23 protein-coding genes are annotated in these 24289 nt (G+C 66.4%); 6 read left to right on the top strand and 17 right to left on the bottom strand.

Features of this window, described 5'->3' with window-relative positions; translation table 11 throughout:
* The first annotated feature begins 7 nt into the window (after positions 1-7).
* Complete coding sequence (locus EYB42_RS03845) at positions 8-1099, top strand: hypothetical protein (protein WP_135448381.1); 1092 nt, start codon at positions 8-10, stop codon at positions 1097-1099.
* On the opposite strand, the gene speB is transcribed toward EYB42_RS03845, so the two are convergent.
* The 7 genes from speB to EYB42_RS03880 form a co-directional block, all read right to left on the bottom strand.
* Positions 1096-2070: an agmatinase gene (gene speB / locus EYB42_RS03850; RefSeq protein ID WP_135448383.1), complete on the bottom strand. Its 975-nt coding sequence runs from the start codon at positions 2068-2070 to the stop codon at positions 1096-1098. The two genes, EYB42_RS03845 and speB, sit on opposite strands and share 4 nt — an antisense overlap.
* A gap of 7 nt (positions 2071-2077) precedes the next feature.
* Positions 2078-2725: a phosphoribosyltransferase gene (locus EYB42_RS03855; protein WP_135448385.1), complete on the bottom strand. Its 648-nt coding sequence runs from the start codon at positions 2723-2725 to the stop codon at positions 2078-2080.
* Positions 2722-3447 (bottom strand): MBL fold metallo-hydrolase, encoded by a 726-nt coding sequence (locus EYB42_RS03860; protein ID WP_135448387.1) that lies wholly within the window; start codon positions 3445-3447, stop codon positions 2722-2724. The genes EYB42_RS03855 and EYB42_RS03860 overlap by 4 nt, the downstream gene beginning before the upstream one ends.
* Positions 3444-4442 carry an ATP-binding cassette domain-containing protein gene (locus tag EYB42_RS17760; protein ID WP_135448389.1) on the bottom strand — a complete coding sequence of 333 codons (999 nt, stop codon included), beginning with the start codon at positions 4440-4442 and terminating at the stop codon, positions 3444-3446. The genes EYB42_RS03860 and EYB42_RS17760 overlap by 4 nt, the downstream gene beginning before the upstream one ends.
* Positions 4439-5206: an ABC transporter permease gene (locus EYB42_RS03870; protein ID WP_135448391.1), complete on the bottom strand. Its 768-nt coding sequence runs from the start codon at positions 5204-5206 to the stop codon at positions 4439-4441. The genes EYB42_RS17760 and EYB42_RS03870 overlap by 4 nt, the downstream gene beginning before the upstream one ends.
* Before the next feature lie 190 nt (positions 5207-5396).
* On the bottom strand, positions 5397-6251 hold the full coding sequence (locus EYB42_RS03875; protein ID WP_240783950.1) for an ABC transporter permease: 855 nt from the start codon (positions 6249-6251) through the stop codon (positions 5397-5399).
* On the bottom strand, positions 6248-7294 hold the full coding sequence (locus EYB42_RS03880; RefSeq protein ID WP_205909955.1) for an extracellular solute-binding protein: 1047 nt from the start codon (positions 7292-7294) through the stop codon (positions 6248-6250). Before EYB42_RS03880 ends, EYB42_RS03875 begins: the two co-directional genes overlap by 4 nt.
* A gap of 102 nt (positions 7295-7396) precedes the next feature.
* Between EYB42_RS03880 and EYB42_RS03885 the strand changes: the two genes are divergently transcribed.
* From EYB42_RS03885 to EYB42_RS03900, 4 genes are all read left to right on the top strand, one after another.
* Positions 7397-8011, top strand: a complete 615-nt coding sequence (locus EYB42_RS03885) for a TetR/AcrR family transcriptional regulator (protein ID WP_135448395.1) — start codon at positions 7397-7399, stop codon at positions 8009-8011.
* A 205-nt stretch (positions 8012-8216) separates the two neighbouring features.
* Positions 8217-10715: a GcvT family protein gene (locus EYB42_RS03890; RefSeq protein WP_135448397.1), complete on the top strand. Its 2499-nt coding sequence runs from the start codon at positions 8217-8219 to the stop codon at positions 10713-10715.
* 110 nt (positions 10716-10825) lie between these two features.
* The gene (locus EYB42_RS03895) at positions 10826-11143 is read left to right on the top strand and encodes a hypothetical protein (protein ID WP_135448399.1); all 318 of its coding nucleotides are present in this window, start codon (positions 10826-10828) and stop codon (positions 11141-11143) included.
* Between the two features lie 58 nt (positions 11144-11201).
* Positions 11202-11513 (top strand): hypothetical protein, encoded by a 312-nt coding sequence (locus EYB42_RS03900; protein WP_135448401.1) that lies wholly within the window; start codon positions 11202-11204, stop codon positions 11511-11513.
* Here the strand turns inward: EYB42_RS03900 and EYB42_RS03905 are convergent.
* The 10 genes from EYB42_RS03905 to xdhA form a co-directional block, all read right to left on the bottom strand.
* A complete protein-coding gene (locus EYB42_RS03905) occupies positions 11510-12298 on the bottom strand; it encodes a glycoside hydrolase family 25 protein (RefSeq protein WP_135448403.1) in 789 nt (262 codons plus the stop codon). The two genes, EYB42_RS03900 and EYB42_RS03905, sit on opposite strands and share 4 nt — an antisense overlap.
* Before the next feature lie 67 nt (positions 12299-12365).
* Positions 12366-12716: a carboxymuconolactone decarboxylase family protein gene (locus tag EYB42_RS03910; RefSeq protein WP_135448405.1), complete on the bottom strand. Its 351-nt coding sequence runs from the start codon at positions 12714-12716 to the stop codon at positions 12366-12368.
* 61 nt (positions 12717-12777) lie between these two features.
* A complete protein-coding gene (locus tag EYB42_RS03915; RefSeq protein WP_135448408.1) occupies positions 12778-13854 on the bottom strand; it encodes an NAD(P)/FAD-dependent oxidoreductase in 1077 nt (358 codons plus the stop codon).
* 104 nt (positions 13855-13958) lie between these two features.
* Positions 13959-15050 carry a BMP family ABC transporter substrate-binding protein gene (locus EYB42_RS03920; RefSeq protein ID WP_135448410.1) on the bottom strand — a complete coding sequence of 364 codons (1092 nt, stop codon included), beginning with the start codon at positions 15048-15050 and terminating at the stop codon, positions 13959-13961.
* A gap of 54 nt (positions 15051-15104) precedes the next feature.
* Positions 15105-16034 carry an ABC transporter permease gene (locus EYB42_RS03925; protein ID WP_135448412.1) on the bottom strand — a complete coding sequence of 310 codons (930 nt, stop codon included), beginning with the start codon at positions 16032-16034 and terminating at the stop codon, positions 15105-15107.
* Entirely contained in the window at positions 16034-17119 is a 1086-nt protein-coding gene (locus EYB42_RS03930; RefSeq protein WP_135448415.1) for an ABC transporter permease, read from the bottom strand. The genes EYB42_RS03925 and EYB42_RS03930 overlap by 1 nt, the downstream gene beginning before the upstream one ends.
* A 93-nt stretch (positions 17120-17212) precedes the next feature.
* Positions 17213-18733, bottom strand: a complete 1521-nt coding sequence (locus EYB42_RS03935) for an ABC transporter ATP-binding protein (protein ID WP_135448417.1) — start codon at positions 18731-18733, stop codon at positions 17213-17215.
* On the bottom strand, positions 18730-19764 hold the full coding sequence (xdhC, locus tag EYB42_RS03940) for a xanthine dehydrogenase accessory protein XdhC (protein WP_135448419.1): 1035 nt from the start codon (positions 19762-19764) through the stop codon (positions 18730-18732). The genes EYB42_RS03935 and xdhC overlap by 4 nt, the downstream gene beginning before the upstream one ends.
* Positions 19757-22048: a xanthine dehydrogenase molybdopterin binding subunit gene (gene xdhB / locus EYB42_RS03945; RefSeq protein ID WP_135448422.1), complete on the bottom strand. Its 2292-nt coding sequence runs from the start codon at positions 22046-22048 to the stop codon at positions 19757-19759. The genes xdhC and xdhB overlap by 8 nt, the downstream gene beginning before the upstream one ends.
* On the bottom strand, positions 22045-23436 hold the full coding sequence (gene xdhA, locus EYB42_RS03950; RefSeq protein ID WP_135448424.1) for a xanthine dehydrogenase small subunit: 1392 nt from the start codon (positions 23434-23436) through the stop codon (positions 22045-22047). The genes xdhB and xdhA overlap by 4 nt, the downstream gene beginning before the upstream one ends.
* 294 nt (positions 23437-23730) lie before the next feature.
* On the opposite strand from xdhA, the gene EYB42_RS03955 reads away from it, so the two are divergent.
* Complete coding sequence (locus EYB42_RS03955; protein WP_135448426.1) at positions 23731-24267, top strand: DUF2269 family protein; 537 nt, start codon at positions 23731-23733, stop codon at positions 24265-24267.
* The last annotated feature ends 22 nt before the right edge of the window (positions 24268-24289 follow it).

Consider the following 24289-nt stretch of genomic DNA (forward strand, 5'->3'; position numbering starts at 1 on the left):
ATGTCCGGTGCTTCGGCTGTTGGGTTTTCTGCTGTTCGTGGCGGTGGGCGGCGGGGGGCTGTTGTTCATCGACTACAACAATGCCCGCAATGCCGCGGCGGCCCGGGGCGACCAGGCGTTGACCCTTGCGGCATATCTGGAAACGGTCACCGATCGCATCGGCAACGCAACGGCCCTCGCCGGGGTCGCCGGCATGTCGCGCTCGCTGGAACAGATGCTGCCGGCTGCGCCCGACGGCTGGACCGTCCGCGCCGCCGCCACCGAGGATCTGGCCGACTTCCTTCCGAAGAAGGGGGTGAAGGTCGACAGGAAGGCGCGCGATCAGGTTGCCGCCGTCGGCAGCACGAAGGCCGTGAACGGCGCCGAGGTCGTGATCCGCACCTACGAGCGCGGTGATCGCCGGGTCGTGATCCAGGCGATCCGCTACCCCGACCGGATCTTCACCGATCCCGATGCCGCCGAAGAAAGGTTCCGCCTGCGCATCGAGGCGGCAGAGCGTCGCGGCCGCCCGTTCATGACGGTTCGCGGCCTTGATATCGCCGAGGAATTCCCGGGCGAGGGAATCCGGGCCCGCTACTTCTCGGCCAATGTCGGCGGACAGATCCAGATCCGGGTGCTTGCGACCAAGCGCATGAAGGACAAGGAGCTGATCCCCTTCTTCGAAACGCTGCATGTGCAGGCGATGAATGCCGCGGTCGTCGACAAGGTGGAGGGGCTGGGGGAGGTGCCGGTGATCCTGCTGGTCTCCGCGATGAAGGCCAACGAACGCGAAGCCTACGAGGCCGACCGCGCCCGGCGGTCGGAGGAAGCGGTGATGCTGGCCCTCAGCCTGCGCGAGGCAGATGCCGCAAGGGCCGGGTCAGTCAGGAAACCGGCCGCCAAACCGCGACTGCACCAAGGGCGCGGGCGGCATCAAGCGGTGCAGCGTCGCCTCGGGCGACTAGCGGGCGCAGACGGCATCCTGCCGGGGCGGCCTGACACCCCCGCAGGCCCGCCCTACCGATCTTTGATCACTTCGTCACATACCGAAGCCGCAGCCCCGCGAGCAAGGCGGCGTTTCACCTTGGCGGCCCACGGCAGATGCGGGCCGCAGAGCTAGAAGGTCAGCCCTGAAAAGCGCGACGGGTTCTGCGGCACCCCTGGCAGCACACAGAGCATTTCATACAGGATGTTCGCCCCGATCAGCGCGGTGTTGCCACTGGGATCGTATGGCGGCGAGACCTCGACCAGATCGCCGCCGACAATGTTCAGCCCAGCGCAGCCCCGGATGATCTCCAGCGCCTGCCAGGTGGTCAGCCCGCCCGGTTCCACCGTACCGGTGCCTGGGGCGAAGGCGGAATCGAGGCTGTCGATGTCATAGGAAATGTAGACCGGCGCATCACCGATCCTTTCCCGCACGATCTGCATCAGGGGGGTGAGGGATTTGTGCCAACATTCCTCGGCCTGCACCACTGTCCAGCCCTGACCGCGCGCCCAGTCGAAATCCTCTGGCGCGTAGCCGGTGCCGCGCAGGCCGATCTGGAACACCTTGTCGTTCAGAAGGCAGCCGTCGTCCCATGCGCGGCGGAAGGGGCAGCCGTGGGCCACGGTTTCGCCGAACATGGTTTCGTTGATGTCGGCGTGGGCATCGATGTGGATCAGCGCGACGGGGCCGTGACGTTCCTTCATCGCGCGCAGGATCGGCCAGGTCAGCGTGTGGTCCCCGCCCAGCGTCAGCGGGATGGCGCCGTGCGAAAGGACCCCGCGGTAATGGGCAGTGATGATGTCGACCGATTTCTTCAGATCGAAGGTGTTGATGGCCACATCGCCCAGATCGGCGACTTGCAGATGATCGAAGGGGGCCGCGCCGGTGGCCATGTTGTAGGGGCGCAGCATGCGGGATTCGTCGCGGATCTGACGGGGGCCAAGCCGCGTGCCGGGGCGGTTCGATGTGCCATGATCCATGGGCACGCCGATGAAGGCCACATCCAGCCCTTCCGCGCTGGTCGCGGCTGGCAGGCGCATCATCGTTGCCGGGCCGCCGAATCGCGGCATCTCGTTGCCGCCAAGGGGTTGGTTGAAGCGGGTCATCCTGTCCTCACGTCCTGGGTGCAGCGGCCAGAATCCGGCGCACCTCTTCATCATCAAGCTGCGGGAAGCTTGCATAGTGCACACCGACCGCGGTGAATTCGCGTGGCATGTACAGGCACACCACCTGATCGGCCAGCGTTTCCATCGCCGCAACCACATCGGGCGGCGCGACTGGCGCGGCGACGATCACCTGTGCGGGCCTGTCCGCCCGGACCGCCGCAATGGCCGCGCGCATCGTGGCGCCGGTGGCGATGCCGTCATCGACCAGCACCACGGTCTTGCCCCTCAGCGCGCCGGGGGCGAGCCGCCCGCCCCAAAGCTTGCGCCGCCGTTCCAGTTCCACCCGCTGCGGGGCGGCCTGCGCCTCGATCGTGTCGCGGTCAATGCCGAAGGCTGCGACCAGTTCTTCGTTCAGCACCAACGTCTGCCCGCCAGGCCCGGCAATCGCGCCCAGCGCCAGTTCCGGGTTGCCCGGCATGCCGATCTTGCGCACCAGCACGAGGTCAAGCGGCGCCCCAAGCGCCCGGGCGACCTCGTCGGCGACGGGCAGGCCACCGCGCGGCAGGGCTAGGACGACCACATCCGTTCCGGCCAGGGGCGCCAGCCGTTCGGCCAGTGCGCGGCCTGCGGCGCGGCGGTCGGCGAAGGCAGTCATCGTCCCTTTTCCTTCAGCCAGGCGGTGATGATCTCTTGGTGCCGTTCGCCGGAATAGCTGGGGAAATGTCCGCCATGCACCACGCGCACCGGCAGACGCAGAAGGCGCTCCATCGAGGTGATGTACTGCCAGCGTTCAAGGTCGCTCGTGCCCTCGATCAGCTCGCCGTCATAGACGATGTCGCCCGAGAACAGGATGCCCGTCGCCGCCTCCCACAAGGCAATCCCGCCGGGGGAATGGCCGGGGGTGTGGATCACCTCGAACTGCCGGTCGCCCAGGTCGATCACGTCACCATCCCACAGGATGCGGTTCACCGGCGCGGCCTGAACCGTGTAGGTTTCCGACCGGTAGGGTTCGGGCGGCAGTGCCGTGAAGATGTCGTCGGTCACATACTTGTCGGCCAAGGTGTTCTCCCGTGTGGGGGCGCGCAGAAGATGGGCCTCGGCGGCGTGGCACAGCCGGCAGGGAAATTCGTGGTGCAGGCCGACATGGTCGAAATGCGTATGGCTGGCCACTGCCTGAAGCGGGCGTTCGGTGACCAGCGGGACCTGGTCGCGCAAGCTGACCACGCCCATGCCGCTGTCAACCAGCATGTCGCTGTCGCGGCCCCGAACGTGCCAGACGTTGCAGCGATAGAATTCGCGGATGTGGGGTTCGTCGATATGGGTGACGCCATCACCCACCGACCGCACGCGCCACCAGTCTTCCGGCCTCGCCCTCATTCCGTCAGCACCACATGACTATCGGCGCCAAGGTCGAGCACCCTGCCCTCCTCGACGATTTGAGATTGCGGCAGATGTACCACCAGCCGCAAGTCCGGCGCAGCAAGCGGGCTGACATGGGCGCGGACGTGAGTGCCGAAGAAGGCGGCGTCCCGCACCGTGCAGGGCCCGATATGCAGCGAACCCGTTGGGGTCATCGCCTCGGGTCGGATGCACAGGATGCCGTCGGCCACAGGAACGGGTCCAAAGGGCGCGCGGCCGTTGCGAACGGGAATCCGGTTGATTTCCCCCATGAAGCCGGCGGTGAACAGGGTTTTCGGATGCAGATAGACCTCGCGCGGGGGGCCGTGATCCTCGATCCGGCCGCCGTTCATCACAACGATCCGGTCGGCGATGGCCATGGCCTCTTCCTGGTCATGGGTGACATGGACAAAGGTCGTCCCGACCCGACGCTGGATCGCCTTCAGCTCGTCCTGCATCTGGCGGCGCAACTTCAGGTCCAGCGCACCCAGCGGCTCGTCCAGAAGCAGCACGTCCGGCTCCACCGCCAGCGCACGGGCAAGTGCCACACGCTGCCGCTGCCCGCCGGACAGTTCATGCGGGCGTCGATCGCCGCGCCCCTCTAGCCCGACCAGCGCCAGCATGGCGTCGGCCTTCCGCGCCCGATCGGCGCGGGGCACGCCGCGCATGCGCAGACCAAAGGCCACGTTGTCGCGCAGGCTCATGTGCGGAAACAGCGCATAGTCCTGGAACACGGTCGTCGTGGGCCGGTCCTTCGGCGCCACGCCCGTCATGTCGCGCCCGCCGATCAGGACGCGACCCGAGGTCGGCTCGGCAAAGCCGCCAATTATGTTCAGAAGCGTGGTCTTGCCGCAGCCGGACGGCCCCAGCAGCACGACGAACTCGCCTGCCGCGATCTCCAGGCTGACATCGTGCAGGGCAAGCGCCGCGCCATAGCGTTGCGACACGGACTGGATCGAGACGGAAGCGGTCATTTGGCCCTTCTGAAGACAAGCAGTTCGAGAAGGATCACCAGCGTTACCGAGACGAGGAACACCAGTGAGCCCACGGCATTGGTGGCCGGCGAAAGGCCGGATCGCAGCATCGACCAGATCTCGACCGGCAGGGTGACATCGAAGCGGGTCAGGAGGAAGGCGATGATGAATTCGTCCCAGCTGAAGGTGACCGACAGGAAGAAGGCCGCGGCCAGGGGGGCAGAGAGCATGGGGGCAGAGATCAGCAGCAGCACCTTCCATTCCGGCGCGCCAAGGTCGCGGGCCGCGCGTTCGGCGGCCTTCTGGTGGTCGCCCATCGCGGCGTAGGTGATGGCAAAGCACAGCGGAAGGTTGATGACGACATGGCCGATCCCGGCCGTCCAGAGTGACAGACGGATGCCGGTCTGGGTATACAGGTTCAGAAGGCCCAGCGCGATGATCAGATAGCTGACGGTCAGCGGCGCGATCAGGACACCGCGCATCAGGGCCGAACCCGGCAACCGGACGCGGGCCAGCGCGTGGGCGGCAAGGAAGCCGAGGATCAGGGCGACTGTCGAAGAGACAACCGCGACCACCAGCGAGTTCCACAGCGCGGCCATAAGTTTGCCATCGGCAAGAACCTTGGCATACCAGTCGAGCGTAACGCCCCGGAACGGCGGAACCGGCAGGCGACCGTCCTGAAAACTGAACACGACCAGCACCACGACGGGCAGGAACACGAACACATAGGCCGCGGCGAGATAGGCCCAGGCGAGATGGCGCATCACGATCCTCCCATCCGACCGGGTGCCCCCCAACCCCATCCCTTCCCCACGAAGGTGGAGGGGAGGCGCGGACAGCAACAGCTTGACAGACCAGTGGTGTCGGGTAGCGGGCGGAGGGCCGGAAGGACATGTGGCTCCCCTCCCCCGCGTGGGAAGGGGATGGGGTTGAGGGAATGGACAGGATGGCCCATCATACCCGGTCCAGCCGCAACCAGCGGCTGCTCGTGACATAGGCCAGTGTCACCACCGCCATCAGGATGACGGACAGGGCCGAAGCCAGCGGGAAGTTCCCGCTGCGGCCCAGTTGCAGCATGATCAGCTGCGGCAGGGTCAGTTCCGCGTTACCCCCCAGGATCTGCGGGGTGATGTAGTCGCCGATGCACAGCACGAAGGTCAGGAAGGCACCGGTCACCACCCCCGGCAGGGTCAGCGGCAGGATGACATGGGCAAAGGTCTGCCAGCGACCGGCCCCCAGGTCCTGCGCGGCACGGGCATAGTTGGGCGACAGCTGGATCAGGTTCGCATAGATGGTCAGCGTCAGCAGCATGACGAAGAAATGCACGAAGCCGATCACCGTGGCGGCCCGGGTTGATGCGATCTGCAATGGCTCTGCAATCAGCCCCAGGCCCAGCAAGGTCTGGTTCACCACCCCGTTCTGCCCCAGCACCAGAAGCCAGGAATAGGACCGCACGACGTAGGAGGTCCAGAACGGCAGGACTGCCAGCAGAAGCGCCAGTCTCTGCCAACGGACCGGCACCCGGAAGGCGATGATTGCCGCAAGCGGATAGGCGAGAACGATGGATATCACCGTCACGACCGCCGTGATCTCGAGGCTGTTGATCAGCGCCTTGAGCATCGTCCAGTCGGTAAAGATGCGGACATAGTTGCCTGCATCAAAGCCGTGCACGATCTGCCGCCCTTCCATGTGCGCGAAGGAAAGGGCAACCATCCCGAGGAACGGCAGGATGAAGAAGGCCGCCGTCCAGAGCAGCGCCGGGGCCAGAAGGCCCCAGGCAAGGCGGCGGTCACGGGCGGCGAGGCTCACTGGTTCAGCATCTCTGTCCAAAGATCCTGCATCGCGGTGTCAAGCGCGGCATCTGGGATCGGGTAAAGCTGGGCACGCGACAGGTATTCCGGCTGCCGGTCCCAGCGCAGGATCGCCTTTGCCTCATCGTCCAGCAGGTCGCCGGCCTTGGCATTCGCCGGCATGCCCCAATAGCACGAACTGGTCGCCAGCGCCGCCTGGCCTTCGGGCGACACGATGTATTTCACGAATTCCAGCGCGAGGTCGGGCTGGGACGAGCCCGCCACCACCCCGATCGACTGCGCCCAGCGCAGCGCACCCTGTTTCGGGATCGTCCAGTCGAGGTTCGGATTTTCCGAGGCCAGCACAGCCGTCAACCATTCGCCTCCACCCACGACGATATCGACCTCTCCGGTGGCAAGCGCCGTCTGCGCCGCAACCACCTCGGACACCTGCTTCGACGCCTTGCGCAAAGCCATCAGCGGTTCGCGCAGCGTGGCAAGCGTATCGGCAGTGATATCGGCCGTATTCACCCCCTGGCCAAGCGCCACCAGGCCCAGCACCGGCAGATAATAGTCGTAGATTGCGATCCGCCCGTCATACTTGCCCGAAGTCAGGCTTGCCATGTCTTCCATGTCGGCCGGATCGACCTTCGACTTGTCGTAGGAGATGGTGTTGTAGCCGAACTTCTCGGTGACCGCGTAGGTCTTGCCGTCCACCACGTTGTTTTCGGCCATGACCAGCTCGGGGAAGAAATCGGCCGTCGGCAACTGGTCAGCGGGAAGTTCGGCCAGATGCCCGGCCTCGACCGCGCGCTTCACGTCGACAGCGTCGATCACCAGCACATCCCAATCGCCGGGGCGCGACTGCTCCAGGATCGCAAGGCCCGCCGCGGTGCCTTCGTATTCCTTCAGGTTTACCTTGACGCCGAACTTTTCCTCGAAAGGCCTGATCAGGGCCGGGTCGGTGTGGTCACACCACACAAGCGCGTTCAGTTCCTGCGCCAGGCCGGGCGTGGCGGTCATAAGCAGGGCAAGGCAGGTGGCGGGAAGATTGCGGGCCATTGTCATCTCCATGTCTGGGGGCCTCTCGCGGGCACTTGAGAAAAGAATTGAGTTCGTTCAATTTTGAAGTCAACATCAAATTATGGGCATCCTGGACGTTACATGACCGGACTGCGCGAAAGACAGAAGGCTGACCGCACGCGCCGGATCCTCGAGGCGGCATCGACGCTGTTCCGTGCGCAGGGCTATGACGCCGTCAGGATCGAGGACATAGCGGCAGCGGCAGAGGTATCGTCCGGCACCTGCTACAACTACTTCTCGACAAAGGGCGACATCCTGCTGGCCATCGTCTCGATGGAGGTGGAAGAGGTGGTCGAAGCCGGAGAAAGCGTTGTCGCCGATCCGCCGCCCGACATCGCGCAGGCGCTGGATGCGCTGATCCGCATCTATTACAACCATTCGCTGCACTACTTGTCAAAGGCGATGTGGCGCACGGCCATGGCCCTGTCGATCGGGGCGCCCGGCACGCCCTTTTCGCAGCGCTATACGGCGCTTGACGGTCTGCTGACCGGGCAGGTCTGCGCCCTGATCGCGGCGCTGCGTCAGCGCGGCCTGGCAAGAGAGGATTTCGATGTTCAGGCCATGGGGCAGATCATCTTCAGTAGCCTGAACCAGCTGTTCATGGAATTCGTCAAGCAGGACGAGATGGCACTTTCCGACCTGCACCGGTCAAGCGCGGCCCAGACTGCAGCCCTTGCCATGCTGATGCGACGGTAGCGCCGGCCGCCATCCGGTCTTGCGCACATCCCGCGCAGCTGGCGGAAAGGGCGACGGCATGGGCGGCCCGGCCCTTCACTTTCGTCGCGCGGGCAAAGGTCGCAATCCGCCCCCATGTCGTTTTCTGACGCCAAAGGTCGGGTGGACTTGCCCGGAATCCCGTCGCTCTGGCAGATAGGGGCAAACCTTCTGGGGAGTCCGTCCAATGAAAACCCATGTGAAAGCCCTTGTCGTCGGTGGTGGCGCAGTCGGCACCGGGATCGCCTATCACCTGGCCAAGGCCGGCTGGGACACGATGCTGGTCGAACGCGACGAGCTGACCGCGGGCTCCACCTGGCATGCCGCCGGGCTGCTGCCTTTGTTCAACATGTCCTACGCTACGACCCACATCCACAAGTATTCGGTGGATTTCTACAAGGGGCTTGAGGCCGAGACCGGGCTGAACCCCGGCTTCTATGTCGTCGGCAACCTGCGCATGGCCCAGACCCAGGCGCGGATGGACGAATACATGCTGTATTCGTCGGTCGCTGAAACCGCCGGGGTCTATCACGAATTCCTGACGCCGAAAGAGATCAAGGACCGCTGGCCGCTGGTGAGGACAGAGGATCTGGTCGGCGCGCTCTACCACCCGCAGGACGGCTACATCAACCCGGCCGACGTGACGCAGGCCATGGCCAAGGGCGCGCGCCAGTTGGGTGCCACGATCGAACGCAAGATCCAGGTCGATGGCTACCGCTGGACCGGCAGCGAATGGATCGTCTCCTGCACGCGGCTGGAAGACAAGGGCGGGATGCTGATCCCGACCGACGACCGCTTCGAGATCCGCGCCGAACATGTCGTCACCGCCACCGGCAACCATGCCCAGCGCACCGCGCGGCTGCTCGGGATCAAGATCCCCGCGATCCCGGTCGAACACCAGTATATCGTGACCGAGCCCGACCCGGCCCTTGTCGAATGGCGCAAGTCCAATCCCCAGCATCCGGTCCTGCGCGACGCCGACGCCAAGTGGTATGTGCGCGAGGAACGCGGCGGCTGGATCCTTGGCCCCTACGAAAAGGGCGCCCCCGCGCGCTTCCAGTACGGCGTCCCCGACAGCTTCCGCGCCGATCTCTTCCCGCTCGACCTGGAACGGATCGAGCAGGAATACATGTCCTTCATCCACCGGATCCCGTCTTCGGAAACCGTGGGACTGAAGGACGATTACAACGGCCCGATCTGCTATACCCCCGACGGCAACCCGCTGGTCGGCCCGGCCCCCGGACTGCGCAACATGTGGCTGGCCGAAGGCTTCAGCTTCGGCATCACCGCCGCGGGCGGCACGGGCTATTATCTCGCCCAGCTGATGACGGAGGGCGAGGCGGAAATCGACATGGCCTCCCTCGACCCCAAGCGCTACGGGTCATGGATGACGACGGAATACGCCTCGCGCAAGAACGAGGAATGCTATGCCCACGTCTTCATCCTGCACCACCCGGACGAGGAACGCGAAGCCTGCCGCCCCCTGCGCACCGCCCCGGCCTATGACCGGCAGAAGGAGATGGGCGCCCAGTTCGGCCAGGTGAACGGCTGGGAACGGCCCAACTACTATGGGCCCAAGGACGCGCCCGAGACCTTCGACCACGACGGGCGCAGCTTCCGCCGCGGCACCTGGTGGCCCTATGCAGTGGAAGAGGCGAAGGCGATCCGCAATGCGGTCGGCATCATCGACGCCTCGGCCTTCACCAAGCATCTGGTGCGCGGCCCGGGCGCCACGGCCTTCCTCGACCATTTCACCTGCAACAAGCTGCCGAACGTGGGCCGGATCAACCTGACCTACGCGCTGACCGACCACGGCACGACGCGCACCGAATACACCATCGTCCGCCTGAAACAGGACGAATACTACCTGATCTCTGCCGGGGCCTGGACGGCCTATGACGCGGATTTCCTGCTGAAATCGGCCGAGGACTGGATGGCGCAGGGCGGCGGGCACATCGACATCCATGACGTGACGACCCAATGGGGCGTCTATGCCCTGGCCGGCCCGAACTCGCGCGCGCTGTTGAAGGAGATCGTCAAGGACGCCGATCCCGAAACGGTGCTGGGCAACAAGCGCTTCCCCTGGCTTTCCTACCGCGACATCGAACTGGGCATGTGCCCGGTCCGCGCCGTCCGCGTGGCCTATACCGGGGAACTCGGCTGGGAACTGCACCATCCGATCGAATTCGGCCGCTATCTCTGGGATCTGCTCTGGTCGGTGGGCGAAAAGCACGGGCTGAAGGGCGTCGGCGCCCGGGCGCAGAACTGGCTGCGGCAGGAAAAGAGCTATCGCGCCTTCGGGTCCGAGCTTGGCCGCGACGCCACCCCGCTGGAAGGTGGGCTCGACCGGTTCGTGGACCTGTCGAAGGACTTCCGCGGCAAGGCGAAGATGCTGGAGACCGGCATCCGCTTCAAATGCGTGACGCTTCTGATCGACGGCCCGGAGGACACCGATCCCTGGGGCAAGGAGGCGATCTTCCACGACGGGGTCAAGGTCGGTCGCCTGACCTCGGGCGGCTGGTCGGTCGCCTTCGGCAAGCAGATCGGCATGGGCTATGTCCACCCCGACCTGGCCACCCCCGGCCAGAAGCTGAAGGTGAAGATCCAGCTGAAGGAATGGGACGCAGTGGTGACCGAAGACAGCCCCTACGACCCGGCCAACGCGCGCATCCGCGTGGACGGCTAAGGGGATTGCAGCGCCGCAATCCGTGCGGATTGCGGCCATCGGCAAGTCTTCGCCGCCCGGCTTGAACCCTGGCCCCGGCATCTCCATTTCGTGGTGCCGGGAGTAGACGGATGACCCGACGCGAGCGCAGGTTCCAAAGACAGTTCGATGTGCTGGCACGTCTGATCCCGCCGTTGCGGGAACCCATGTCCCATTTGCGGCGCGACAGCTGGTTCCCCGTGCGCTTTCCACTGGCCTTGCTGCTGATTGCCGGCAGTCTTCTGTCGTTTCTGCCCTTCCTCGGCCTTTGGATGCTGCCGCTGGGCCTGCTGCTCCTGGCCGTCGATCTGCCGGTTCTGCGCGAGCCGATCTCGGCCGCGATCATCCGGGCCCGGCGCCGGTTCCGTCGCTGGCGGCGCCACTGGCGAGCCGGCCGCGGCAAACCGTGATCCGCCTGTTGCATCCCTGTCGCACCATCGTGCGATCCATCCCCCCGGACCCAGAACCATGACACGGCGCGAGCGCAGATTTCACCGGCAGTTCGACGCGCTGGAGCGGTTGATCCCGCCCCTGCGTGTGCCGATGTCGCGGCTCAGGCGGGGTAGCTGGTTCCCGGTCCGATTTCCGCTGGCGATCCTGTTCACCTTCGGCGGCTTGCTGTGGTTCCTGCCGGTCTTCGGCCTGTGGATGCTGCCTGCGGGGCTGCTGTTGCTGGCCGTGGACCTGCCGCATCTGCGTGGTCCGATTTCGGCGCTTGTCATCCGTGGCCGATACAACGTGAAACGCTGGCTGCGCCGCTGGCGCGACCGGCGGGGTTAAAGCCGGCGCGCGCGCAGCCAGTCGGCCCAGGCCTGTTTCGTGCCGCCGAAGACGTTGATGTCGACCTGCCCGGCGATCCCGGGCACCACCCCGGTCGAGGTATATTGCCAGAACCGCCAGGCCCGGCCGTCATAGACACCATGCGGATGATCGGCGACCGATCGCAGCCAGAACTCTTCCCCCTCCATGCGCCACAACTGGCTGTCGTTGAAGAAATCGACTGTGGTGTAGATCAGGGGGCGCTGGCCATAGTGCCGTTCCACAAGATCCAGGAAGATGCGCGCCTCTTCACGGATGGTCGCCCCGTCGCGCCGGATGGTGCAGGTCGGGCTGAAGGGCGTCCATTCCATGTCCAGAACGGGCGGCAGCGCGCCGGGCGTGCGCGGGACATGCCGGATGAACCAGCGCGCCTGCTCCTCTGCCGGGCGGCAGTGGTAGAAGAAGTGATAGGCCCCGCGTTTCACCCCGGCAGCGCCGGCGCCCTGCCAATGGGCATGGAACATCGGATCCAGCATGTCGCCGCCCTCGGTCGCCTTAATGAAGGCGAAGTTCACCCCGTTTGCCCGGGCCGTGGGCCAGTCGATGCTGGTCTGATAGCGCGAGATGTCGATTCCATGCACCGGATAGCGATCGGGCGACCGGTCGGGCCAAGCCACCGGCCTCTCATCCGAAAAGTTCGACGACGTGACCGTGATCGTGTCCTGCGGGTCCGGGGCACGGTCCCGCTGCGTGCCGACGCAGGCCGACAGGGTCAGGGCAAGGGCGACGTACAGAAGGCGGATCATCCCCTGATGCTGCCAAGCTACGCCAGCCCTGTCACCCCCGAATTTCCCGGTGTGGCGGAAAGTCCCCTCAGCCCCTGGCGGCCAATTCGTCCCAGCAGGCCAAGGCGTGGCCGGCATACATCAGCCCCGGCCCGCCGCCCATCTGGACCGCCATGGCCAGGACATCGCCCAGTTCCTCGCGGGTGGCTCCGGCCTTCATCAGCACCTCGACGTGAAAGTTGATGCAGGGCTCGCAGCGCAGAACGACGGACATGCCAAGCGCGATGTATTCCTTTTCCTTCGCGCTCAGCGGGCCATTGTCCTTGACCGCTTTCGAAAGGGCGCCGAAGCCCTTGGCCGTTTCCGGCACCAGCGCATTCAGCGCCCGCAATTCACGGCGCATCCCGGTGATCTTCTCATGATAGGTCGTTTCCGGCATCGGGGCCTCCATTCCTGGGCCCCGGATCGCACGGCCCGCCCGGTCCGTGCCTTGACGCAGGTCAACCGAAGCGCGCCGCAGACAACGCCGCCACCAGATCGTTCCCGATTTCCGGGGTACGGCCGCCGATCAGGTCGGCCGCCAGACGGCTGGCCGCCGGGCAGGTCTGGAAACCATAGCCCCCCTGCCCGGCCAGCCAGAAGAAGCCGGGCTCGCGTGCATCCGGGCCGATCACCAGCACCCGGTCGGGCGCAAAGGTGCGCAAGCCTGCCCAGCTGGAAATCAGCCGTGTCACCGGTTCGGTCACCATCTCCTCATACCGCGCCAGCCCCTCGGCAAGGACCATGTCATCGGCCCAGGCGTCGTGCGGCTCCATCAGATCCTCCTCGGCCGGACTGACGATCAGGGCGCCAGCATCGGGCTTGGCATACCAGTCCTCGCCCGGCCCGAAGATCATCGGCCAGCGGCTGATGTCCTGCCCGCCGGGCGCGGGGATGCGTGCCATCGACCGGCGGAAGGGGGCAAAGCCCAGCGGCCGAACCCCGGCCAGTTTCGCGACCTCGTCCACCCAGGCCCCGGCGGCGTTCACGATCATCCGCGCGGTGAAGCTGCCTGCTGCACTGTCAACGCGCCAGCCGGTGCCCTGTTTCGTGATCGCAGTCACGCGCGCCCTGGTCAGGATCCGCGCGCCCCGCCCCTTCGCCTCGCGCGCGAAGCCCTGCAACAGAAGGTCGGTATCCACATCCTCTGCATGGGCGGCATACCCCGCCAACGCCACCGTATCAGGGTTGAGGATCGGCACGATCGCGCGGGCCTCCTCGACGCTGATCCGGTCAAACTCCATCGCGGCAAGATCCTGCTCGTAGGCCTCGCGCGCCTCGGCCTTGGCCACCAGCAGCAGCCCGCGCGGCGACAGCACCCCCGGCAGGCTGCGGAAATGCGCCTCGGATGCCATCGACAGGGCCACCACCGCCGGCGCCCCGTAACGCGGCTCATACAGCGCGGCCGACCTGCCCGAGGCATGATGCGCCAGCGCATCCTCGCCCTCCAGCACGATGACCGAGCCCATTTCCGACAGCCGCGCCGCCGCCGAGATGCCGGCGATCCCTCCGCCGACGATCAGAAAATCCGCGTCCATGATCCACCTCTCCACAAGAAAGGGCATGGCGAGACCATGCCCCTCTTCCGTTCACAAATATCCCACGGGGGTCCGGGGGTGTGAAACCCCCGGCCCGAACGGTATCACTTGGGAATGTCGCCGACGATCCCTTCGACGTAGAAGCTCATCCCCAGAAGGTCGCCGTCAGGCGCGGTCTCGCCCTCGGCCAGCCAGGGCGAACCGTCCTGCTTGTTGATCGGCCCGGTGAACGGGTGATAGGTGCCAGCAGCGATGGCGTCGCGCATCGCCTCGGCCTCGGCCTTCACCTCGGCCGGAACCTTGTCGGTGATCTCGCCGATCTCGACCTCGCCGCCGGCGATTCCTTCCCAGGCGTCGATCTGTTCGTAGGTGCCATCCATCAGCTGGCCGACGCGCTTGACGTAGTAGGGCGCCCAGTTGTCGATGATCGAGCTGACGCGGGGCCCGTCCTTGTATTCCGCCATGTCGCTGGCCTGACCGAACCCGATCACCGCGCCGTTGGTCTTGGCGGCCTCGGCCAGCGGAGCGGTCGAATCGGTGTGGCTGGCGATCACGTCAACGCCCTGGTCGATCAGCGCCTTGGCGGCGTCGGCCTCCTTGGCCGGGTCGAACCAGGTGAAGGCCCAGACGACCGAAAGCTCGACGTTCGGGTTCGCCTTCTTCGCATGCAGATAGTAGCTGTTGATCCCCATGATCACCTCGGGGATCGGGAACGAGGCGATGTAGCCGATCTTGTTCGACTTCGTCATCTTCCCCGCGATATGGCCCTGCACGGCGCGCCCTTCGTAGAATCGCGCGTTGTAGGTCGAGACGTTCGGATGCTCGCGCTTGTAGCCGGTGGCATGTTCGAACTTGATGTCGGGGAACTTGGCTGCGACGGCATTGGTCGCGTCCATGTAGCCGAACGAGGTGGTGAAGATGATGTTGCACCCCGACAGCGCCATCTGTGTCAGCACACGTTCGGCATCGGCGCCTTCGGGCACGTTTTCCTGCCAGGCGATTTCCACCTTGTCGCCATAGGCTTCCTGAACGGCCAGGGCGCCCTGATGGTGCTGGAAGGTCCAGCCGCCATCACCGATCGGGCCGACATAGACGAAGCAGGCCTTCACCTTGTCCATCCCTTGAGCGAAGGCGCCGCCGCCCAGCGCAAGCCCAAGGCCCAGCGCGGCCGTTGCAAGCAGGTTTCTGCGTTTCATCCTTCCGTTCTCCCCGTTGTGCGGGGGCCCATGCGCCCCCGGATTTGTCAGGCCTCAGCGCGAGGCGTGGAAATTCTGACCCAGGCACGCAGGCGCGTTCAGCGCGGCCTTGCCACGCCCGGATGACATGATCACCAGCACCAGGATGGTTATCAGATACGGCGCCATGGACAAGTATTGCACCGGAATGGCGGAACCCGCGGCCTGAAGGTTCAGCTGCAATACGGTGACCCCGCCGAAAAGATAGGCACCGGCCAGCACCCGCCAGGGCCGCCAGCTGGCGAAGACCACGATCGCCAGGGCAATCCAGCCCGCACCTGCGGTGATCCCGTCGGTCCATTGCGGCACGCGGACCAGACTGATGTAGGCCCCGCCCAGGCCGGCCATCGCCCCGCCGAACAGGATCGCAAGAAACCGGATGCGCGTGACCTTGTAGCCCAGCGCATGCGCCGCCTCGTGGCTTTCGCCCACCGCGCGCAGGATCAGGCCGGCGCGGCTGTGGGTCAGCATCCACCAGACCCCCGCCACCAGCAGGATCGAGACATAGACCATCCAGTCATGCGCAAAGAGTGCCCGCCCGAGGAAGGGAATCTCGGCCAGCGGGCCCAGATCCAGCTTTCCGGTCGCGGGCGGCTTGATGCCGACGTAGCCCTGCCCGATCAGGCTGGACAGCCCCAGTCCGAACAGGGTCAGGGCCAGGCCGGTCGCCACCTGATTGGTCAGCAGAAGCTGCGTCAGTACGCCGAAGACCAGTGACAGCGCCAGCGCACCCAGCGCCCCGCCAAGGAAACCGAGCAGGGGGCTGCCGGTCACGACTGCGGTCGCAAAGCCGCACATCGCCCCCATGATCATCATCCCCTCGACGCCCAGGTTCAGGACACCCGCCTTTTCCGTCACCAGCTCTCCCGTGGCTGCCAGCATGATCGGAACCGAATTCACCATCAGCGCCGCGAGCAGCAGGGCCGGATCAATGCTGCCGAACATCAGGCGGCCTCCCTTTGGGACAGTCGGATGCGATAGTTGGTCAGGATGTCGGTGGCCAGAAGAAAGAACAGCAGCATTCCCTGGAAGGCCTGGATCGCGGCCGAAGGCAGGCTCAGCATGAACTGCGCCAGTTCGCCTCCGATGTAGGTCAGCGCCATCAGAAGGCCCGCGAACAGGATGCCCACCGGATTCAGCCGACCAAGAAAGGCCACGATGATCGCGGTGAACCCGTAGCCCGAGGCAAAGTCGATGCTGATCTGGCCTGCCGGTCCGGTCACCTCGAACACCCCTGCAAGACCCGCCAGAAGGCCCGAGACGCCAAGGCAGAAGATCACCAGCCGCGCCGGAGACACACCGGCAAAACGCGCAGCGCGCGGAGCCTGGCCGGCCAGCTTGATCTGGAAACCCAGAAGGTGGCGCTGCAACAGCACATGGCCCGCAATCACCGCCATGAAGGCCGCGACAACGCCCCAGTGCATGCCCGTGCCCGCAACCATCTCGGGGTTGGCCATGGCGGGGATCTGGCTCAGGTTCCGGCTGCCTGGGAACCCGCCGCCGTCCGGATTGCGCAACGCCCCCAGCGCCATCATCGCCAGGATGTTCTGCGCGACATAGACCAGCAGAAGCGAGACAAGGATCTCGTTGGTGCGGAACACGGTCTTAAGGACCGCCGGGATCATCGCCCAGAGCCAGCCGCCCAAGGCGCCTGCCATCAGCATGGCCGGGAAGATCAGCCGGCTTTCCACCGGATAGACGGCCAGCCCTGCAGCCGCCCCGAAGATCGCACCCATGATGTACTGGCCCTCGGCACCGATGTTCCACACGCCGGCGCGAAAGCCCAGTGACAGGCCGATGGCGATCAGGATCAGCGGCGCCGCCTTTACCAGAAGCTGCGGGCGCGAATAGCTGGCGAATTGCGCGTTGAACAGCGGATCCCAGAAGATCGTGCGGATTGCCTCGACCGGGTTCTTGCCCAGGATCCAGAACATGATCCCGCCCGCGATCATTGTCAGTATCACTGCCAGGAAGGGCGAGGCCTTCTGCCAGAAGGCCGAGGGCGAGGGACGCTTCTCCAGCCTCAGCATGGCGCGGCCCCTCCGCTACCGGGCGCGCCGAAGCAACCCGCGCCTGCCCTCCCCCCGGTGGCGAAGGGATGGGTGGTACCGCCGGGTCGTATCTCAATGGCCATGATGCGCCACCTCCATGCCGTGGGTTCCGCCCATCATCAGCCCGATCTCGTCCACCGTCAGCCCTTCGACCGGCCGTGTCGGGCTCAGCCGGCCGCCGTTCAGCGCGGCAAAGTCGTCGGCGATTTCCAGAAGTTCATCCAGATCCTGGCTGATCACCACCACTGCCGCCCCCGCCGCCGCGCGGTCCAGGATCGCCTGCCGTATCGCCGCGGCCGCTGCCGCATCCACGCCCCAGGTCGGCTGGTTGATGACGATGACCGAAGGCGACTGGCTCAACTCGCGCCCGACGACGAATTTCTGCAGATTGCCCCCCGACAGCGCCCGCGCCGCGACATGGACGCCGGGCGTCCGCACGTCGAAGGTCTGCACGATCTCTCGGGCAAAGGCCTCGGCCGCAGCCCAGTCGATGAAGCCGCGGTGCGCCAGCCCCCTGCGCACCACGCCCGAAAGCAGCGCGTTCTCCACCAGGCTCATGTCGGGGGCCGCCGCATGGCCCAGCCGTTTCTCTGGCGCGGCCACCAGACCGGCACGCCGGCGGTCGTTCGGCCCCTTGTTGCCCATCTCTGCCCCGTCGATCCTCACTGCCCCGGGCGCGGATTTCAGTTCTCCAGACAGCGCCAGCAGCAGTTCGTCCTGCCCGTTTCCGGCAACCCCGGCGATGCCCAGCACCTCGCCCTTGCGGACGGCGAAGCTGACCTCCTTCAGCGCGGTGCCGAAGGGGATGGGCGAGGCGACCGACAGGCCCTGAACCTCCAGCGCGACCGCGCCCTTGGCCCGGCCGCTGCGCGCAGGTGGGGTCAGGACCGTGCCGACCATCAGTTCCGCCATCTCGCGCGCCGTCTGTTCGCGTGGGATGCAGGTCGCGACAACCTTGCCGCGCCGCAGGATCGTCGCCTCGTCACAGAGCGCGCGGATCTCTTCCAGCTTGTGAGAGATGTAGAGGATGGCCGTTCCTTCGCCGGAAATCTGCCGCAGCGTCTTGAACAGGATGTCCACCTCCTGCGGGGTCAGCACGCTGGTCGGCTCGTCCATGATCAGAAGCTTCGGATCCTGCAGCAGGCAGCGGATGATCTCGACCCGTTGGCGTTCCCCGGCGGACAGGTCGCCCACCATCCGTGCCGGGTCGAGCGGCAGGCCGTATTCCTCGCTGACTGCCCTGATTCGGCTGGCCAGTTCCCGCATCGGCGGCGGGTTTTCCATGCCCAGTGCCACGTTCTCGGCCACGTTCAGCGCCTCGAAAAGGCTGAAGTGCTGGAAAACCATCGCCACGCCCGCCCGCCGCGCCTCGGCCGGTTTGGCGGGCTGGTAGGGCTGGCCGCGCAGCGTCATCGAGCCGCTGTCGGGGCGGACGAGACCATAGATCATCTTGACCAGCGTTGATTTGCCCGCGCCGTTCTCGCCCAGAAGCGCGTGAACCTCGCCTTCCGATATGGCAAAGGACACGTCGCTGTTGGCCACCACCCCCGGATAGGCCTTGGTCAATCCCTCGACGCGCAGAAGTTCCGTCATGCCCGCATCTCTCCACGTTGCACCGCCGGGGCGCGCAGAAGGTCGGCCACCACACCTACCGCAATCGCCTGCGGATGCTTGCCCAGAGACGGATCGCCGATCGGGCACCTGATCCGGGCAATGGCTGCAGGGTCGTGCCCCAGCGCCGCCAGCCGCAACCGGAATCGTGCCCATTTCGTCGCCGAACCGATGAGCCCGCAGGACTGGAAGCCGCGGTGCAGCAGACGGTGGCACAGTTCCAGGTCAAGCGCATGGGAAAAGGTCAGCACCAGATGCTCGGCCTCTGGCGGGGCATGGTCGGCCAGCAGCGCCGGATCGGCGGCTGGCAGTACCGTCACGCTATCCAGCACCACCTCGGGAAAGCGTTCGGGCGCCACGTCAATCCAGGTGACCGAGATGCCCGGCAGGGGTGCCAGAACGCCGACCAAAGCACGGCCCACATGGCCCGCGCCCCAGACCCAGACCTGCCGCGCCGGGGCCGCCACGGGTTCAACCAGCCAGCCCTGCACCAGGCCGGGCGCCGGTTTCACCCCTTGCCCCCGGGCCGCCGCCATAACCCGCTTCACCGCCAGCGGCATTGCGCCCGGGCCCCGGGCGATCACCCCGGCCATCGGTTCGGGAAGGCGGTCGAAGACTTCGGTCCACAGTGTCACCGCCCCGCCGCAGCACTGGCCAAGCGCAGGGCCGAGCGCGATGCGATTGACCGTGGCCCCCCCACCCCATCCCTCCCCCACGCGGGGGGAGGGAGGCGCAAACCGGGATGCGTTCTGCTGGATGACAGGGCCAACAGGCCCCCTCCCCCCATCGTGGGGAAGGGAGGGTGTGGCGGGGCGGGCCAGCAAGTCCCGCGCCCTTGCCGCCGCCTCATACTCCAGCGCGCCGCCGCCGATGGTGCCCGACTGCCCGCCCGGCCAGACCAGCATCGCCGCGCCCACCTCGCGCGGGCTCGATCCCTCGACCCCCGCGATCACCACCCGGGCGACCCGGCCATGCGCAGCCAGCGCGGCGGACAGGGCGGACAGATCAAACACCTTCCACCCTCCGCACCGCCATCAGCACCCTTTCGGCCGTCGCTGGTGCATCCAGCGCAGGATAGACCGACCCGTCGCCGCAGGCCGCCACCGCATCCGACAAGGCCATCAGCGCGGAGATCCCCAGCATGAACGGGGGTTCGCCCACGGCCTTCGACTTGCCCACCGCATCCTCGCGGTTGGGCTTCCCCCACAGGGCGACGTTGAACACAGGCGGGCGGTCGGAACAGGCCGGGATCTTGTAGGTCGAAGGCGCATGGGTCATCAGGCGCCCCTTGCCATCCCACACAAGTTCCTCGGTCGTAAGCCAGCCGGCGCCCTGGACATAGGCGCCCTCGACCTGGCCGATGTCGATGGCCGGGTTCAGGCTGGTGCCGGTGTCGTGCAGGATGTCGGCGCGCAGGATGCGGTTTTCGCCGGTCAGCCGGTCGATCACCACCTCGGTCACCGCAGCGCCATAGGCGAAATAGAAGAACGGCCGCCCGGTGCCGCGCACGCGGTCCCAGACGATCTTGGGCGTGGCATAGAAGCCGGTAGAGGACAGCGAGATCCGCGCCTGATAGGCCCAGGCGACGACCTGTTCCCAGGAATAGACCTCGCCCGCGACGCGCACCTCGCCGCCGGCGAACTTCACGGCGGCGGGCTTCACCTGATGCTTTTCGGCGATGAACTCGGCCAGCCTGGCGCGGATCGTCTCGGCCGCGGCCTTGGCCGCCATCCCGTTCAGGTCGCTGCCCGAGGAGGCGGCCGTGGCCGAGGTGTTCGGCACCTTGGCGGTATCGGTCGCGGTGATCTTGACCCGCTCCACCTCCAACCCGAAGACATGGGTCGTCACCTGCGCGACCTTCTGGAACAGTCCCTGGCCCATTTCGGTCCCGCCGTGGTTCAGGGCGATGGAACCGTCCTGATAGACATGCACCAGGGCCCCCGCCTGATTGAGCCAGGTGAGCGTGAAGCTGATCCCGAACTTGACCGGCGTCAGGGCGATGCCGCGCTTCAGGATCGGACTTTGCCGGTTCCATGCGGCGATCTCGGCCTTTCGGGCGGCGAAGTCGCTGGTCCGCTCCAGTTCCGCCACCAGGTCATGCGCGATGAAATCCTCCACAGCCATGTGATAGGGCGTGGTCTGCACCGGGCGCGCGCCCTGCGGGGCGTAGAAGTTCAGTTTCCGCACGTCCAGCGGGTCGCGACGCAGCGCGTGGGCGACATGATCCATCACCCGCTCGATCCCCACCATGCCCTGCGGGCCGCCAAAGCCGCGGAAGGCGGTTGCGCTTTGGGTGTTGGTCTTCAGCCGGTGGCTTTCGATGCGGACATGGGGCAGGTGATAGCAGTTGTCGGCATGCAGCATCGCCCGGTCGGCGACCGGCAGGCTCAGATCCTGGCTCCAGCCGCAGCGGAACAGATGGGTGAACTCCAGCCCCAGGATGCGGCCCGCCTCGTCCACCCCGGCGCGGTAAAGGATGCGCAGGTCGTGCCGCTTGCCGGTGATGACCATGTCGTCATCCCGATCATAGCGCATCCGGCAGGGCCGCCCGGTCGCCCGCGCCGCCACCGCGCAGGCGATGGCCAGCGCATTGCCCTGGCTCTCCTTGCCGCCGAAGCCGCCGCCCATCCGCCGCACCTCGACCCGCACCGAAGACATCGGCAGACCCAGCGCATGCGCCACCTTATGCTGCACCTCGGTCGGATGCTGGGTCGAGGAATGGATCGCCATGTCCCCGCCTTCCTGCGGAATCGCGGCGGCAACCTGGCCTTCCAGATAGAAATGCTCCTGCCCGCCGACCTCGAAGGCGCCTTCGATGACCCGCGGGGCCGATGCGATCGCCCCTGCCGCATCGCCCTTTTGCCAGATCACCGGCCCCTGCTCGAATCGGCTGTTTGCGGCCAGCGCATCGTCCACTGTCAGAATGGCCGGCAACTCGCGATAGCTTACCTTGCCCAGCCGCGCTGCCTTGCGCGCGGCCAGATGGCTTTCGGCGATGACCAGAAAGACCGGCTGGCCGACGTAATGCACCTTGCCAACCGCCAGAAGCGGCTCGTCATGCGCGGAAGGCGAGCAGTCCGGCATCTCCGGCAGATCCTCGGCCGAAAGGACCGCGACGACGCCCGGCGCGGCGCGGACCGCCGACAGGTCCATCGCGGTGATCTCGCCATGCGCGACAGTGGACAGGCCGAAGGCCAGATGCAGCGCCCCGGCGATCGCCAGATCGTCCACATAGCGCGCCTGGCCCGTCACATGCAGCGGTGCCGCGTCGTGCGGCAGGGGTTTGCCCATGCTCATGGCGCGACCTCCAGCACATGGACCGGCAGACCGTTCAGGTCGTGGAAATAGCGGCGCAGCAGGTTCTGCGCCGTCAGCATCCGGTAGGCCGCACTGGCCCGCATGTCGGTCAGCGGCGTGAAATCCCCCGCCATAGCCTCTGCCGCCGCCTCGACCGTGGCCTCGGTCCAAGGCCTGCCCAGCAGCGCCGCCTCGGCCAGCGCGGCCCGCTTCGGCACCCCCGCCATGCCGCCAAAGGCGATCCGGGCCGACGTCACCACGCCCCCTTCCACGACCACGTTGAAACAGCCGCAGACGGCGCTGATGTCCTGATCGAACCGCTTGGAGATCTTGTAGCAGCGCAAGGCAGGCGCCTGTTCGGGGAAGGACACCCCGGCCACGAACTCCCCCGGGCGCCGGTCCTGCTTGCGGTAGTCCAGGAAGAAGTCCTCCAGAGCCATCGACCGCATCTCGTCGCCGCGGCGCAGATGCAGTGTGGCACCCAAGGCGATCAGCGCCGGTGGCCCGTCGCCGATGGGGGATCCGTTGGCGATATTCCCGCCGATGGTGGCGGCGTTGCGGACCTGCTGGCTGGCATATCGCCGCAAAAGCTCGGCGAAGGAGGGCAGCCGCCCGGCCACCGCCGCGCGCAACGCGCTGATCGTCACGCAGGCGCCCACATGCAAATTCCCGCCGCGCGCCTCGATCCCTTGCAGGTCGCTTACGCCGTTCAGGAAGGCCACCGGTCGCAGCTCGCGCAGCTGCTTGGTAACCCATAGGCCGACATCCGTGGCCCCGGCAATCAAGGTCGCCCCGGGATTGGCCAGATACCATTCGGCCAGTTCGTCGCTGCCTTGCGGCTGGAAGGCGCCGGGGGCGCTGCCCCCGGCCCCCCGGGATATTTGGGCAGAGAGGAAGGCGCGGTCGGCCTTCATCCAGTCCGGCACCGGGGCGCCCTCAACCGCCTTCGCGGCGCGGACAATCGGCGCGTAGCCGGTGCAGCGGCAGAGGTTCCCGGCCAGCTGGTCGTCATGGTCCGTGGCCCCGTTCAGATGTGCCACGGCCATGCTGACGACGAACCCCGGCGTGCAGAAGCCGCACTGGCTGCCGTGATGCGCCACCATTGCGGCCTGCACGGGATGCATCTCGCCCTTCGGGCCAGAAATGCCCTCGACCGTCCGTACCGCCTTGCCGTCGAGCTGCGGCAGGAACAGGATGCAGGCATTGAGCGCGCGACTGCCGCTGTGGTCTGTGACCATGACCGTGCAGGCGCCGCAGTCGCCCTCGTTGCAACCCTCTTTCGTGCCGGTCAGGCGGCGGCTCTCGCGCAGCCAATCCAGCAGGGTCCGCGTCGGGGGCTCTCCCTCGATGCGCACCGGCGTTCCGTTCAATAGAAACGCTACAGTCATCCGTCAGTCCGCCGCGGTCTCCCCGTTTAGGGCATTTTGCGTGGCCGCCCGATGCGGCGTAAAGCGGCCCACGCGCCCCTTGTTCTGATTGTCTTTGATCAAGCGTTGGCGTCTGATTCAAGGCAAGAACAAACTCTTCGCCAAAAGGCGAAGCTGTTGTAAGGATCTGCCGAAAATTCGGGCGACCTCTGGCCGCAGTGGTGGCCCTGACGCAGGGTAAGGCTTCCCTGACTTCAACGCGCGGTGCCGGCATCCTACACGCCGCACACTTGAACTTTCGTATCGGACTTTTTCATGGACCTTGTCGCTCTTCTGAAGTTTTCGCATGTCATTGCCGCCGTCCTCTGGGTCGGCGGCGGTTTTTCCATGATCCTTGCCACCACCCTCATGGCCCGCCATGCCGGCGCCCAGGCGCAGATGGCGGTCGTGCGCGCCGCGGTATTGATGGCCCCGCGCCTGTTCGTCCCGGTCAGCGTGTTCACGCTTGCCTCGGGTGTGGCGCTGCTGTTCCTGGCTGGCTGGGGCTGGCAACCCTTCACCGTCCTCGGCCTGGCCGGGGTCCTGTTCACCGCAGGCTTCGGCGCGATTGTCCTCGGCCCTTCCTGCGAGCGGGCGCTGAAACTGGAGGAAACCGCCGGTCCCGACGCCGCGCTGCCGCTGCTGCGCCGCATACAGCGGCTGGCAGCGATCGACTATGCCATCCAGTTCGCGATCGTCTTCCTGATGGTGGTCAAGCCCGGCTGGCAGGATGTCGGCGTCCTCGCAGGCCTGGCTGTCGTGGTCGCGCTGGCGGCCCTCGCCACGCTGCGCCCGCTGCCGCGCACGGCCTGAGGGGGCTTCCCCCGTCGCGCCG

The organism is Tabrizicola caldifontis (assembly GCF_004762095.1).
Classification (GTDB): domain Bacteria; phylum Pseudomonadota; class Alphaproteobacteria; order Rhodobacterales; family Rhodobacteraceae; genus Tabrizicola; species Tabrizicola caldifontis.

Bases quoted from the DNA above. Each gene is read 5' to 3' on its own strand.
- EYB42_RS03910 (WP_135448405.1), bottom strand. From the start codon at position 12,716: ATGCCGGAAACGACCTATCATGAGAAGATCACCGGGATGCGCCGTGAA.
- EYB42_RS03930 (WP_135448415.1), bottom strand. From the start codon at position 17,119: ATGCTGAGGCTGGAGAAGCGTCCCTCGCCCTCGGCCTTCTGGCAGAAG.
- EYB42_RS03915 (WP_135448408.1), bottom strand. From the start codon at position 13,854: ATGGACGCGGATTTTCTGATCGTCGGCGGAGGGATCGCCGGCATCTCG.
- EYB42_RS17760 (WP_135448389.1), bottom strand. From the start codon at position 4,442: ATGACCGCTTCCGTCTCGATCCAGTCCGTGTCGCAACGCTATGGCGCG.
- EYB42_RS03935 (WP_135448417.1), bottom strand. From the start codon at position 18,733: ATGACGGAACTTCTGCGCGTCGAGGGATTGACCAAGGCCTATCCGGGG.
- EYB42_RS03920 (WP_135448410.1), bottom strand. From the start codon at position 15,050: ATGAAACGCAGAAACCTGCTTGCAACGGCCGCGCTGGGCCTTGGGCTT.
- EYB42_RS03860 (WP_135448387.1), bottom strand. From the start codon at position 3,447: ATGAGGGCGAGGCCGGAAGACTGGTGGCGCGTGCGGTCGGTGGGTGAT.
- xdhA (WP_135448424.1), bottom strand. From the start codon at position 23,436: ATGACTGTAGCGTTTCTATTGAACGGAACGCCGGTGCGCATCGAGGGA.
- EYB42_RS03955 (WP_135448426.1), top strand. From the start codon at position 23,731: ATGGACCTTGTCGCTCTTCTGAAGTTTTCGCATGTCATTGCCGCCGTC.
- EYB42_RS03895 (WP_135448399.1), top strand. From the start codon at position 10,826: ATGACCCGACGCGAGCGCAGGTTCCAAAGACAGTTCGATGTGCTGGCA.
- EYB42_RS03890 (WP_135448397.1), top strand. From the start codon at position 8,217: ATGAAAACCCATGTGAAAGCCCTTGTCGTCGGTGGTGGCGCAGTCGGC.
- EYB42_RS03870 (WP_135448391.1), bottom strand. From the start codon at position 5,206: ATGCGCCATCTCGCCTGGGCCTATCTCGCCGCGGCCTATGTGTTCGTG.
- xdhB (WP_135448422.1), bottom strand. From the start codon at position 22,048: ATGAGCATGGGCAAACCCCTGCCGCACGACGCGGCACCGCTGCATGTG.
- EYB42_RS03900 (WP_135448401.1), top strand. From the start codon at position 11,202: ATGACACGGCGCGAGCGCAGATTTCACCGGCAGTTCGACGCGCTGGAG.
- EYB42_RS03855 (WP_135448385.1), bottom strand. From the start codon at position 2,725: ATGACTGCCTTCGCCGACCGCCGCGCCGCAGGCCGCGCACTGGCCGAA.
- EYB42_RS03880 (WP_205909955.1), bottom strand. From the start codon at position 7,294: ATGGCCCGCAATCTTCCCGCCACCTGCCTTGCCCTGCTTATGACCGCC.
- speB (WP_135448383.1), bottom strand. From the start codon at position 2,070: ATGACCCGCTTCAACCAACCCCTTGGCGGCAACGAGATGCCGCGATTC.
- EYB42_RS03925 (WP_135448412.1), bottom strand. From the start codon at position 16,034: ATGTTCGGCAGCATTGATCCGGCCCTGCTGCTCGCGGCGCTGATGGTG.
- EYB42_RS03905 (WP_135448403.1), bottom strand. From the start codon at position 12,298: ATGATCCGCCTTCTGTACGTCGCCCTTGCCCTGACCCTGTCGGCCTGC.
- EYB42_RS03885 (WP_135448395.1), top strand. From the start codon at position 7,397: ATGACCGGACTGCGCGAAAGACAGAAGGCTGACCGCACGCGCCGGATC.